General features: G+C 41.6%; 10 protein-coding genes, 1 pseudogene and 1 CRISPR repeat array. Of the genes and pseudogenes, 4 read left to right on the top strand and 7 right to left on the bottom strand.

What is annotated here, in order from left to right; genetic code table 11:
• Positions 1–205 precede the first annotated feature (205 nt).
• The gene (ald, locus tag V7L05_RS25475) at positions 206–1,297 is read left to right on the top strand and encodes an alanine dehydrogenase (RefSeq protein WP_335168244.1); all 1,092 of its coding nucleotides are present in this window, start codon (positions 206–208) and stop codon (positions 1,295–1,297) included.
• 301 nt (positions 1,298–1,598) lie between these two features.
• Positions 1,599–2,358: direct repeats of the CRISPR family, unit length 37 nt; unit sequence ATTGCAATTCACCAAAATCCCTATTAGGGATTGAAAC.
• Between the two features lie 123 nt (positions 2,359–2,481).
• Here ald and V7L05_RS25470 read toward each other — a convergent pair.
• From V7L05_RS25470 to V7L05_RS25445, 6 genes and pseudogenes are all read right to left on the bottom strand, one after another.
• A complete protein-coding gene (locus tag V7L05_RS25470; RefSeq protein WP_335168241.1) occupies positions 2,482–3,207 on the bottom strand; it encodes a hypothetical protein in 726 nt (241 codons plus the stop codon).
• Complete coding sequence (locus V7L05_RS25465; protein ID WP_335168239.1) at positions 3,201–4,517, bottom strand: AAA family ATPase; 1,317 nt, start codon at positions 4,515–4,517, stop codon at positions 3,201–3,203. The genes V7L05_RS25470 and V7L05_RS25465 overlap by 7 nt, the downstream gene beginning before the upstream one ends.
• A 251-nt stretch (positions 4,518–4,768) precedes the next feature.
• On the bottom strand, positions 4,769–5,323 hold the full coding sequence (locus V7L05_RS25460; RefSeq protein ID WP_335168237.1) for a Uma2 family endonuclease: 555 nt from the start codon (positions 5,321–5,323) through the stop codon (positions 4,769–4,771).
• A gap of 78 nt (positions 5,324–5,401) precedes the next feature.
• Entirely contained in the window at positions 5,402–6,457 is a 1,056-nt protein-coding gene (gene dusB / locus V7L05_RS25455) for a tRNA dihydrouridine synthase DusB (protein ID WP_335168235.1), read from the bottom strand.
• Between the two features lie 76 nt (positions 6,458–6,533).
• Positions 6,534–7,335, bottom strand: a pseudogene (locus V7L05_RS25450) (Rpn family recombination-promoting nuclease/putative transposase).
• A 122-nt stretch (positions 7,336–7,457) separates the two neighbouring features.
• The gene (locus V7L05_RS25445) at positions 7,458–8,315 is read right to left on the bottom strand and encodes an acyl-CoA desaturase (RefSeq protein ID WP_335168233.1); all 858 of its coding nucleotides are present in this window, start codon (positions 8,313–8,315) and stop codon (positions 7,458–7,460) included.
• 172 nt (positions 8,316–8,487) lie between these two features.
• Between V7L05_RS25445 and V7L05_RS25440 the strand changes: the two genes are divergently transcribed.
• From V7L05_RS25440 to V7L05_RS25430, 3 genes are all read left to right on the top strand, one after another.
• Positions 8,488–9,717 (top strand): TetR family transcriptional regulator, encoded by a 1,230-nt coding sequence (locus V7L05_RS25440; RefSeq protein ID WP_335168232.1) that lies wholly within the window; start codon positions 8,488–8,490, stop codon positions 9,715–9,717.
• Between the two features lie 136 nt (positions 9,718–9,853).
• Positions 9,854–10,264 (top strand): type II toxin-antitoxin system RelE/ParE family toxin, encoded by a 411-nt coding sequence (locus V7L05_RS25435; protein WP_335168230.1) that lies wholly within the window; start codon positions 9,854–9,856, stop codon positions 10,262–10,264.
• Positions 10,261–10,608 carry a helix-turn-helix domain-containing protein gene (locus tag V7L05_RS25430; RefSeq protein ID WP_335168228.1) on the top strand — a complete coding sequence of 116 codons (348 nt, stop codon included), beginning with the start codon at positions 10,261–10,263 and terminating at the stop codon, positions 10,606–10,608. The genes V7L05_RS25435 and V7L05_RS25430 overlap by 4 nt, the downstream gene beginning before the upstream one ends.
• Positions 10,609–10,669: 61 nt before the next feature.
• On the opposite strand, the gene V7L05_RS25425 is transcribed toward V7L05_RS25430, so the two are convergent.
• Positions 10,670–12,643 carry a DUF1565 domain-containing protein gene (locus tag V7L05_RS25425; RefSeq protein WP_335168226.1) on the bottom strand — a complete coding sequence of 658 codons (1,974 nt, stop codon included), beginning with the start codon at positions 12,641–12,643 and terminating at the stop codon, positions 10,670–10,672.
• Positions 12,644–12,890 lie beyond the last annotated feature (247 nt).

Here is a 12,890-nt window from a genome sequence, read left to right as displayed (position 1 = left end):
CTCTTTTAATAAATTGTTACTATTCTTTATATATTGTATAAATACTGGGGCAATAGTCAAGGGTAAGAGTTTGGGGCTACTCAGATTAAATTGAGAAACTTAGGACAGAGATTAGCTGTCTCTAATACAGTTATCCCCTATATAGAAATAGCAAGCTTGGGATTGGCAGGCTAGAGTTAAACAAAAAAATTATCAGAGGCGGTATATGGAAATCGGCGTTCCCAAGGAAAATAAGGATCAAGAATTTCGGGTAGGGTTAAGTCCTTCTAGTGTACGGGTGCTGCGAGAAAATGGTCATAGCATCTTCGTCGAGACGCAAGCAGGTAATGGTGCTGGATTCTCAGACGACGATTACAGAAGCGCTGGAGCCGAGATTGTCCCCACATCAGAAACGGCTTGGAATCGGGAATTGGTTGTTAAAGTCAAAGAGCCTCTGACATCTGAGTATAAATTTTTGCAGAAAGGGCAGATATTATTTACTTATTTACATTTAGCAGCCGATCGCAAATTAACAGAGCATTTAATTGATTGTGGCACTTGTGCGATCGCCTACGAAACCGTAGAACAACCTGGTGCTAACAAACTACCCTTGCTCACCCCGATGAGCGTGATTGCCGGTCGGCTAGCAGTACAATTTGGGGCGAGATTCCTAGAACGTCAGCAAGGTGGTAGAGGTGTGCTTTTGGGTGGTGTACCTGGAGTCAAACCAGGCAAAGTAGTAATTTTAGGTGGTGGCGTTGTCGGCACAGAAGCAGCTAAAATTGCCGTAGGCGTGGGTGCGATCGTCCAGATTTTAGATGTGAGTGTCGAGCGCTTATCTTACTTAGAAACGCTCTTTGGTTCTAGAGTCGAATTGCTTTACAGCAACTCTGCTCATATTGAAACTGCAGTCATTGAAGCAGATTTGCTCATTGGTGCAGTTTTAGTACTGGGACGTAGGGCACCAATATTAGTATCGCGCGAATTGGTCAAACAAATGCGTCCTGGTTCTGTAATAGTTGATGTTGCAGTTGACCAAGGTGGTTGCATAGAAACCTTACACGCTACATCCCACACAAATCCAGTATATGTTGAAGAGGGTGTGGTGCATTATGGCGTTCCCAATATGCCAGGAGCAGTACCTTGGACAGCAACTCAGGCACTCAATAATAGTACATTACCTTATGTTGTCCAGTTGGCGAATTTGGGAATTATGGCACTGGAAGTTAACCCAGCATTAGCTAAGGGTGTGAATGTGCAAAATCATCGCTTAGTGCATCCTGCTGTGCAAGAGGTATTTCCTGATTTGGTAAATTAAGGTGTACAAGTATTAGGCGATCGCTTATTTTAATCGAGATAGCGATCGGCAATCAGACTAATTTTCTTGCCAAAGGCGCGGATGGGTAGGTGTACAAAATGAGAATGGGCAAAAAATGGTTGCATCTCCATCTATACAAGACTTTGAGGGCAATGGTGCTTTAAAACCATCCGCGCACCTTATGGGGACTGGTTTTCAGCGATTTACGTCTTGTGCTTTTACCATTCCCTGTGTTATGATTCAGTGGTTCGCGCAACTGCACCTTGAAAACCAAATACAACAAGGGTTTCAGACGTCGGCGATTGCAATTCACCAAAATCCCTATTAGGGATTGAAACAATATTTCAACAGCATAATCCAAATGCTCATCAATTGCAATTCACCAAAATCCCTATTAGGGATTGAAACTCTGAAATCAGGAATATCAAGTTTCGAGCATCTGAGGCAGAAATTGCAATTCACCAAAATCCCTATTAGGGATTGAAACTGCTTGATTGGTAAGACTTGCTACACTTTTTGGATATTGCAATTCACCAAAATCCCTATTAGGGATTGAAACTGCTTGATTGGTAAGACTTGCTACACTTTTTGGAATTGCAATTCACCAAAATCCCTATTAGGGATTGAAACCCAGGAACCCGAACTAATCCAGGATAGAACAATCATTGCAATTCACCAAAATCCCTATTAGGGATTGAAACATCTTAGGCTTTACCAACCAAAACGATACCGCGAATTGCAATTCACCAAAATCCCTATTAGGGATTGAAACTTTTATTGACTGATTACAGCGCCCAGGCTATAGCTAAATTGCAATTCACCAAAATCCCTATTAGGGATTGAAACAGATTCATCGGTAAAAAGGGCGTAAAGAGTACCAATTGCAATTCACCAAAATCCCTATTAGGGATTGAAACTTTTCTAAGGTTGCCGATGCGATGGCTTCTATTATTGCAATTCACCAAAATCCCTATTAGGGATTGAAACATCGCAGCTAAATGGATTTGGATTGAAGCGGAAGTAGATTGCAATTCACCAAAATCCCTATTAGGGATTGAAACGATTATGTAAAGGGATATATTGCTGTTGTAGATGATTGCAATTCACCAAAATCCCTATTAGGCTACAAGTAAAAAGGGGAACTAATAAGTAGTAGCGCGAAGCGCATAACGCATCAATAGGTTTTAACCATAGTTTGATGGAGAACGATAAAAATTATTAAGATAGTTATACAGTTGGCGAAATAAAGGGCATTTTCGTTGGACTTCCTCTGGTCGAATATCTTGTAATAGTGCCGGGGTATGCAATCCTTTAGAATAGCGTGTCGAACGGCTATCAAATTCAGCTAAAACACTCGAATCAACTAGTGTCTTTGATAGCTTTTCTCGACAACAATCTCTGTCTTCATCATATTCACTAAATGATTCTGGTTCATTAAAAGGAATATTTTTTTCCTGACTAAGCCAGTAACGCATCCGCTCGTGTCTACCTTTAAAATCTGGATGTCTAGCTATTGAGTTACTCCAATCTGCAATAATCCAAGCTTCCAGTTCAGGAGCAGCAAACCCAACAAATATTTGAATATCAACACATTCTGGTATAATTAATATCGCATCTAAGATTTTCTTTTCTTGAACCTCTGGTGTGCGGCAATCTAAATCGTCAAACACTAAAATTAGATTACATTTATTTGGTTCATATCTTAAGGCAATAGGTAGTTCCTTGCTGATTTGCTCAATTAAACTTTGACCTGTTCTGCCATAACTACTTCCCTTACCAGGCTTAGGCCCAGGTTTTTTACGGGCTGGTGTTTTTCGTTCAAATTTACAATTAGAAAAAATTTTTTCTAATAAAGGGATTAATCCTCTAACTTCAGCTTCCCCACCCCCAGAAAAAACCCATACTACCACGGCCATCCTCCAATACTGGGGTCGCCAACACGGTATAAATCACCTAATTGCCATCCTTCTTCTAGCTTGTCATTAAGCATTTCTTTGGAGAGTGTTTTTATGGAGAAATGCGTTTTATCTTCTGAATAAAAACAAAAAACATTTTCTAAACAATCTGTGAAATAGTCTAGAAGATCAGGGCTGTGTGTAGTAATAATCACTTGAGTTTTTATAGCAGCTTTTTTAATCCACTCTGCTAAAATTGGCATCCATGATACGTGCAATCCTAGTTCTGGTTCATCAATTACTAGTAATGAAGGAAGAACTGGTGAATGTAATATAGTAGCCCAACAAAGCATCCGCACAGTTCCATCTGACATTTCATTGAGATAAAAAGCTTCTTTTATGTCACGAAAATACCACTCTACTGTCAGAGACAAACGACCAGAACGGAAAGGTCTAAGACGATGACTATTTGGTAAGATAGCCTTCATCGCTTGGTTAATACTTTCATCAAAGTGTATATTATCCAGAATTAAATTATCCAAAACCAGAGGTAAATTATCTCCTGACGAAGATAAATAAATATCACTCCCTCCTATTTTAGGTTCTGCCATTCTAATAAGATTTAAATCCATGTTATTGGCATTATAAAATTGCCATTTTGAGACTAATTCAATTAAATCTCTTCTAATTTTATAAATAGGTGTATTTTCTGGAGGAGATTGGCTATCTTCAAGCAACCGGGGAATAGCAGTAAGACCCAAAAAATTGGTTGGTATATTATCTAAACCTTCAAAATGAGTTTTTGAAACCTGACCAGGTTCATCATAAACTGAGACAGCCCCCTTGCCAACTTCTCTGTCATGAAATTTATAATAATAAAATGGGGTAAATGGAGTTGAGTCATATAAATTTTCCCCACTATATAAATATTCTTCTGCGATACTAACACCTCTTGCATTATCTCTATTAACAAAAATGTTTAAATCAAGTATGCTGCTATCTCTTGGAGGTATATTAGTTTGTGAATTTGGAGAAAAAGAAAAACAGTATGCAAGTCTTACTCTAGCAGGGCTTTCCACACTGACATCTAAAATTCTATTGCTACCGATTTGAGCAACTGCATCTTCAAAACTACTGACACTTCGACTTTCATCAGGAATTTTAGTTAGGCTATCTTTTAAAAATTTCAAGCAGCTGATAAAATTGCTTTTACCTGAACCGTTTGAACCTATAAAAATATTGAGATTTTTTAGTCTAACTACCTGGTCTAGAGATAGATTCTTATAATTTTTAGTAATAAGAAAGCGAAGAAGGGGTTGATTCATGGAATTAAAAAAATTTGTAGTAAGTTAGCAACTAAATAATACTATTTTTTTATTGGCGTACTTGGTGAACTAGCGCTGTAGGCGGGTTTCCCCCCGTAGGCGACTGGTGAACCCGTTCGCGTAGCGTCTCCCATAGGAGAAGGGCGGTTCGTCATCACTCAGATTTATCACAACTCAGATAGGATTGCTATAGAATTTGTAGCTGAGGTGATCGAGTTTTATATTATGATTAACTCGAGCGATCGCATGAGTCAACCCAACAATTCGTCTACAGCTACACTAAAACCCAATAATACTTTTTGAGTGCTAACCACATCACCAGCTTTAAACCCGCCAACCTGATTATCAGTCATTACAAAAACTAACCGACTTTCAGGAAATACTAGCCAAATTTCCTCGCAACCAGACCGCAAATACTCCTGCGCTTTTAAAAATACCTCCTCAGCTAAATCAGTAGGTGAAACTATCTCAGCAATCAATGGAAAACTCTGTGGCAAAGTGGGAACATCACCAAATTGAGCTACCAATTCAGGTGTCAGATAAGCTACATCAGGACGACGACCCTGTTTATATGTGCGACAAGGTACTTCAGTGTAAACTTTCCCACCTTGTTGATTGGAGTTGATGTAATTTCTCCAGTAAAAGCTTGCATTAGCTTGAATTTCGCTATGTTTTAATGTTATCCCTGTTTTTTCTATTAGTTGCTCGTCTACCCACTCCATACCCTCTGGAGGATTTGCCATGAAGTCTTCTAATGAGAGGATTTCGGGGACGGATACAACATCGTTGTGTTTTGAAACTAACATTGTGAGCCTCCACTTTGGCTAGTTGAACATATTAATAATTCAAAATTAAAAATTGAAGAGAGTGGTAAAATCAATTTTTTAAAGCATTACTAAACTACCTTGTGCTTCTTCCTCTAGTTCATAACCATTAGCTAGTTTTTCAATTGCTTGGTCAATCATTGCCAAACCCTGATCTACCTTTTCAACTACACTTAACTGTCCTCGGAGTTCGGCAGCACCAACGAAACCTTTAGCATACCAAGTCATGTGCTTGCGGGCTTGACGTACACCGCGATCGCCTTTATATTCCCACAAGGCTTGTAAATGATCTCTTGCACATTCCAAACGCCCAATTGGGGTTGGTGGTGGTAATATTTCCCCAGTTTTCAGGAAGTGATCAATTTCTCCCACCAAAAATGGATAACCCAAAGTCCCACGAGAACACATGACACCATCAGCGCCAGTTTGTTCTAAACATTTCACCGCCGCTTCAACAGAAAAAATATCTCCATTCCCAATCACTGGGATAGAAAGCACTTCTTTTACACGGGTAATCCATTCCCAACGAGCATTGCCGTTGTATCCTTGGGCGCGGGTGCGTCCGTGTACTGTGATCATTTTTGCCCCTGCATCTTCCATCCGCTTGGCAAAATCGAGAATGGTAATTTCGTGATCATTCCAGCCAATACGGGTTTTTACTGTCACAGGGACATCAACAGCTTTTACTACTTCCCGCACAATTACCTCTGCTACTTCTGGTTGCCGCAACAACGAAGAACCGCCACCATTTTTAGTGATTTTATTAACCGGACAACCCATATTAATATCAACAGTATCAGCCCCTTCTGCAACTGCCTTTATTGCCGCTTCTGCCAGGAAATCTGGACGGCAATCAAATAGTTGAACGCTAATTGGGCGTTCGTTGGGGTCTACTTCCATGATTTTGGGTAACTGCTGTACATAATGCAACCCCGTAGCATTCACCATTTCGGTATACATCATCGAATCTGGTGCATAGCGACGCACGAGACGGCGAAACACCAAATCCGTCACCCCAGAAAGAGGTGACTGGAGAACCCGACTTTTGACCTCGAATGAGCCAATTTTTAAGGGTTGGGAGAGTCTAGCTTGAAGAATGGGAGAGAGCGAAATCATAAAAAAAATTAAAAATTGTGTAAATGGAAAATAGCAGGAATATTTAGGGGTATCTGTGATCAGTGCTAATTGTCGGTTATGTATCCTGATTTGGAGGCTGTTTTTGCATTTCTTGCTGAACCTCTTCTAGACTCAAACCTAACTCTTTCGCTGTTTCTTCAAAACTCAATCCCAATCTCAACAATAAAGGAATTATTCTAAACTTTTCTTCACGCCCTCCTTCTTGCTTGCCTTCTTGATAAACTCGTGTTTGTTTCAAATCACTTAACCCAAACATACCTTCAATCTCCTCTCGACTCATCGTCGGAAACTTGTAAACTAATATTGTCTCTATCAATTCTAGTAACTGCCGCCGTTGTGGTTCAAGGTTGATTTCTTGCTGGGTTCTTTCTATCTATTAACTGCCTAGCAGATGTAATTGCTGTATCCTCTTCATCGACCACTAATTTCATAGTAGCAATTCCAACTGTAAGTGATGCCGTTTCACCTAATTCATCAAGATAAATGCGACTGACGCGCTGACTTGTGAAAAATTCACTGTAATTCTTGATATCTGCTGTATCTAAACTGCGATTGGGATAGATAACTACTCCTCGCCAAGAATTTTTAGGTTTATTTTGGCGTAAGTATAAACAAATTTCTGAAATTAGGCGCGAATAAATTTCTGTATCAGTTTGAAACTGGACTTCGACAAAGTAAATCGGATTTTCTTCCCCTTGTGTTGGCAGAAAAACACCATCTATGCGGAATGCAGTTTGCTTGATTTCAATTGAGGAGAATTTATAAGCCTCTGCTGTTTGGGGTGGATTGCCAATTAATTCAAAAAATATCCCCGGAAATTCTTGAAAAAGGCGATAAAAAATGCTGTCAGTTTTCACGCTTGATGTATTGCAGTGATTTAAACTGTTAGATTTTACCGTGAAATAATACTGATAAAAATTAGTAAGCCGACGGCAAATCAGCAGTCGGCCTAGCAAATTCATAATGGTTCAGTTGCAATTTAGCCGTGAGTTGCACCTTGAGGGGGACGCGAGACAACCTTTTTGGCTAAACCCAAAGTCTGCAAAACTAGGATGCTCCACCAAGTAACATCAATTTCCCACCAAGACAACCCAGATTTCGCCATGTGAGGATAAGTATGATGGTTATTGTGCCATCCTTCTCCATAGGTGACGATGGATACCCACCAAAGATTACGAGCGCCATCATTGGCATCAAAGGTGCGATAACCCCACAGGTGTGATGCTGAGTTCACAAACCAGGTTGAGTGCCAAAGCAAGACACACCTGAGAAACACTCCGTAGAACACAAAAGGCCATCCTCCTAAGGCATAAAGCAGCAGCCCAAAGGGTATTTGCAACACCAAAAAGTAGCGATCCAGCCAGCAATAAAAGGGTTGTCTTGCTAGGTCAGGGGCATATTTTTTATAGGTGTCATAGTCAAAAAATTCTGGACGGGGGTAGAAAATCCACAGTATATGACTCCACCAAAATCCTCTTTGGGCAGAGTAGGGATCTAGGTCAATATCTTCTGTGTGGGCGTGATGCTGGCGGTGTCCACCTACCCAAAAAATTGGCCCGCCTTGCAAAGCTAGCGCTCCAATCAGGGCGATCGCATATTCTAACCACTTGGGAACTTGGAAACTCCGATGGCTCAGTAGTCGATGATATCCCAGGCAAATACCAATGCTCCCGAATAACCAGTGGAGAAACACTAGCAAACCTAATGCTGACCAGGAAAAAAACCAAGGAGCCAGAAGTGCTAAGGCATGAAATGCAGCAAAAAATACTACATTTGTCCAACTGAGTCGAGGTGAGTTGCCTCTCTCAGGGGCGATCGCCCCAAAATTTGCGGTCATAAAAATTCCTGTTGATGGATGATAAAGCGATTTACTTTTTATCGGGCATATTCCCACAGGGATTTACCCACTTTGTACACCAGTTCGTTACAGTAGAATAAAGCAAGTATCACTTACATTTTTAATGCTAGCAGAACTCTAATATTTTTGCAAGTGGCACTTGCATTTTTCTATGTCGTCTCAACTCATTTCAACTCGTCAACGCCTGATTCAAGCTGCACTTGAGTTGTTTTCTGCTCAGGGAGTCAGCGCCACCACAACCCGCCAAATTGCTGAAAAAGCCGAAGTCAACGAAGTGACTCTATTTCGGAATTTTGGCAATAAGCATGGACTGCTTTTGGCTGTGCTGGAAGAGTCCGCAGCCTTCAAGGATTTAGGTGAGTCGCTGGTGAGGCGGGCAACGCCTCCCGGCAATGTCTACCAAGCTCTTAAAGATTATGCAAGTGATAGCTTACACGCATTAGAACGAGTGCCAGAGTTTGTCCGGTCTGTGGTAGGTGAAGCCGACCAATTCCCGGCAGAAAATCGCCGCGCACTAGGCAGGGGAGTAACAGAGGCAAACCGTTATGTAGCTCAGTATTTAGCTACTGTAATCCAGCAGGGACACTTAAATACCTATTTACCCGCAGAAAAATTAGCCAGTTTGCTGAATGGGATGATCTTGGGATATGCCGTAATTGAGTTCACCAGCGAATTTCACGAACTTTGGGAGGATCGGGATGATTTTCTGGAAAATTTGGTGGAGTTGTTTTTACATGGAGCCATGTCACCCTCGGAGGAATCAGCAACCAACTGCTTACAAGGAGGGTTTATTACCACAGAAGTAGCTGATTTACCAGCTAGTTTAGTTCACGAAATTCTGCAACAAGCCAGGAAATTGGGAATCCGCGATTATGCCTTGGCTTATGTGTTATTTGGGGCTGGATTATCGGCCACAGAAATAATTAGCTTGGAGCGATCGCACCAAATCTACGATACTCAAGGGTACTTTTTGCAAATCACAATCCCAGGATTTGTCCGTCAAGTACCTGTGAATCAGTGGATTTTGAGCAAACGCTACGGCTCTTACAATAATAATCCTCTAATTAAATGGCTGAAAAGCCGTAAAGATGCTCAAACAGCCATGTTTTTGAATGAAACAGGTAAACCGCTCTCAGAGTCAGAGCTTGAGATACGTTGGCAAACCTGGAGTGAGGGACTGTTAACTCCCCAAGGACAAAGACCAGCTATAGCACAGGCACAACAAACCTGGCGCGTAGAAATGTTGATGCGAGGAATTAGCTTGGAAAACCTGAGTATTTTAACAGGTTGCGATCGCACCCAATTACAACCCTATGCCCGCCGAGCCAGAGAAAAAGCCGCCCTAGAGCAAGCCACCCGTTTGGATCATAAGCCGGGATAGCATTCAATACTGCTCGGTTAAGAGGAAATAGGGGGAAATAATGGCACGATGACCCCTACTTTAACTTGAAGCCTTAAGGTTGTTGAATCTATTGAAAAACTCTGATAACATTAGCGTTATCACAAGAGCTAATTAAGTGAGTGAGTGGAAAGTTGAGTTTTATCAGTTTGCCAATCAGGAATCTCCAGTACTAGATTGGTTTAAAGAACAGGATGCAAAAGTTAAGGCTAGGCTAGGTCATATTTTTGATCTTTTAAAGGAACAAGGGGTAGCTGTAGGAGAGCCACACGTTAAGCATCTTGAGGACAAGCTTTATGAAATTCGGTCAGAACAAGACACAAACATCTATCGTGTAATTTATTTCGCCTACACTGGCAAGCAGTTCATCTTGCTTCACGGGTTTCAAAAAAAAAGTCAAAAGACACCCAGGAAAGAGTTGAAATTGGCTAAAGAACGAATGAAAGACTTTGTGGAACGAGAGAAAATTCAACAAGAAAAGGCTTCTCTTTTAAAAGACAATAAATCTAAGAAGAGTAAAAAACAATGACTTCTAACACCATTTCCTGGGATTCTATCCGTAATGAAGTACTAGCAGATCCAGAGGTAAAAGCTGAATATGAAGCACTGGAGCCGGAATTCCAGTTCGCAAGGCGAGTAATTGCTCTGAGGAAGGCTACTGGCTTAAATCAACGTGATTTTGCGGAGTTGGTTGGCATTCAACAGCCACAGCTGGCTAGGATTGAATCTGGCAAACAGGTTCCTAAATTTGAAACTCTAGCAAAACTAGCTTCAGGGGCTGGTTACGCTGTTGAAATTCGCTTTGTACCTACTAAAGGAAAGCGGCGACAAAAAGTCCAACCTCTGACGATTCCTGCTAAGGAGTTAGTTTAGAGGTTTTGGTAGCATCCAATAACTTCTAACTCCTGACTCAGCACTGTTGATGATAGTCCGATTAATTTAACGGCTCCATAATAGCTCTTAAACCGTTTTTAGAGAGTGTTTTGAGCATTTCTTTAGCGTTATATGCACTGCTAAATACTCCTGCTTGCATAACTCTTTGACCTTGCCAAACTGTGGGAAACGCACCAGGAGCAAGCGATCGCACTAAATCTTTATCCCGATCAGTGAAGAGTGGAACTACCACACGATAACGTACACCGAACTGTGTTGCAGAGTTCCCGTCATCGGGCATAGTTGCAGAACTTGCTCGCATATTGCGAGTATTATCAATGGGGATATTGCGATGTCTACGACGGGCTACGCCTACGGGGAGTGGTAAAAGTGCTGAAGCATTTGGGGAAGCAGCTTCTAGTATTGGTAATGGCTGTTGTGTTTGTTCCCTCGTACTTGGGGCTGGTGGCTGTGCAACTGAATTGGATGGATACTCAGGAGCCGTAAACTCAATTGTATTGGGATCGATCCGCACATAATTCAACTGTGGCGGATCAGGTGACTCTGCTGGACTGGAAGTTGCAACTTGTTGAGTGTCAGTTGGTATTTGTCTAGCCGACAAGCTGCTAGGAGTAGGAAAACCGGCAACTTTAGAGGTGGCTTGCTGTTGATTGGATATGGGCAAGGAAACTGGTATGCTGGCTGGCAACAATGGCAGCAGCTGACTGTTTAATTGTCTAGAAACAGGATTATTTGCTGAAATGCTATTGCTAGTTTGCCCGTTGGTAGTTTCAGAGATTTTGGGAGCCGAGAAGGTGATTTCCCCAGTTGGTGGTATTTCTTGTAACACATTCTTGGGGACAGGGGCGGGTTGAGAAGTTGGGGTTGCTAGTGCTATTGTACCCTTGATATCTACTTTGCCAGTGATGCGATCGCTCACAAGGTTGTTACCACCAGCAGAAATCACCTGTTTAGCAGCGCTGGCGTTAATGTCGTAGCGAGCATTATTTTGAAATTGATTACCCCCAGGTTCGGATGCACTACCCAAATCTGGCATTGCTTGAGCGATCGCAACTAAACCATCTTCTTTATTATTTTGAATAGAATTATTCCGCAAAATCGGGCGGGCATTTGCTTGCACCACAATTCCCGTTCTATTGTTCTGAATTTGATTGCCGATAATTACAGGAGCAGCATTTTGGGCAATATTAATCCCAAAACCCGTTTGCTGAAAGACATTTTCTTTGACTTGAGGATGGGAGTTACCAGCAATTGTCATGCCATTGGCTCCATTGCGATCGAAGTAATTCTTGCTAATGGAGGGTGCAGCGTTACCACTGACGGAAATCCCATCTTGGGTACTACCAGTAAATGTATTTTCTGTGACTACCGGATTGCTAGATTCAATCCATAAACCGTAACCACGTCCATTACGGTTTGTCACCGTCACCCCAGTCAGCAAGGCTTGGTTTGCTCCCACAATTGTGACGTTTTGACCAGCAAAGCTCCGGCTCAGGTAATCACCACCTCCCTGAATGATAATCTCCTTACCTTGATTACTAGGGTTGCCTTGAATTGAAATACCCGGTTTTAGCATTAAAGGGAATATCTCTCCTGTCTCGGCGCTATAAGTGCCTGTGGAGAGCATAATTACAGTATTAGCGTTAGCTAATCGCAACGCTTGGGTAATTGTTTTCACAGGAGCGGATTCGCTGCCATTGCCTGCTTTGTCATCTCCGACACTTGGGTTGACAAACAGTACCTTAACCTGAGAATTTGTTTTGTTACCCAGAGGTGCTAAATTTGGTGTCGATGGAATCTGAGCGATGCCTTCTCTACGAGAGGCTTCGCCAACGGCGAGCTTCGCTAACGCGCTACCTAAACTAGTACCCAGGAACGCTATACTTGCCGCTCCCATGCCTATGGTAAATACTGAAAAACGAAAAAATAAAAGCCTTGTTGATTCCAGAAACTTCAGCTTTGCAAGCTGAACATCTACTTTACGGTACTTAGGAAACACACGAGGGGGAATCATATTTAACATAACTCCTTATAAATAAGAATAAATTCTTATACTCTTAAAAAGCATTATGTCGATAATATTACTCACATATTGACCGATTGGCGATATTTAAAATAGCTAACTTAGGAAGTGGTTTAGCTCTAGGCAGTTGAGTAATTGTAGTTGTGCGATTCGTTGATTAGTGAATCACGGTACACAGCCCGTAAATAACTAATCCAGCCCGACAGCAGATTACTGTCACCAAAGGCTGAACTCTCGG

Source organism: Nostoc sp., from assembly GCF_036917755.1.
Taxonomy (GTDB): domain Bacteria; phylum Cyanobacteriota; class Cyanobacteriia; order Cyanobacteriales; family Nostocaceae; genus Nostoc.
This window is presented reverse-complemented; position numbering and strand designations above follow the sequence as displayed.

Coding starts and splice junctions, on each gene's coding strand:
- V7L05_RS25425 (WP_335168226.1), bottom strand. CDS start 12,643: ATGATTCCCCCTCGTGTGTTTCCTAAGTACCGTAAAGTAGATGTTCAG.
- ald (WP_335168244.1), top strand. CDS start 206: ATGGAAATCGGCGTTCCCAAGGAAAATAAGGATCAAGAATTTCGGGTA.
- V7L05_RS25460 (WP_335168237.1), bottom strand. CDS start 5,323: ATGTTAGTTTCAAAACACAACGATGTTGTATCCGTCCCCGAAATCCTC.
- dusB (WP_335168235.1), bottom strand. CDS start 6,457: ATGATTTCGCTCTCTCCCATTCTTCAAGCTAGACTCTCCCAACCCTTA.
- V7L05_RS25465 (WP_335168239.1), bottom strand. CDS start 4,517: ATGAATCAACCCCTTCTTCGCTTTCTTATTACTAAAAATTATAAGAAT.
- V7L05_RS25430 (WP_335168228.1), top strand. CDS start 10,261: ATGACTTCTAACACCATTTCCTGGGATTCTATCCGTAATGAAGTACTA.
- V7L05_RS25445 (WP_335168233.1), bottom strand. CDS start 8,315: ATGACCGCAAATTTTGGGGCGATCGCCCCTGAGAGAGGCAACTCACCT.
- V7L05_RS25440 (WP_335168232.1), top strand. CDS start 8,488: ATGTCGTCTCAACTCATTTCAACTCGTCAACGCCTGATTCAAGCTGCA.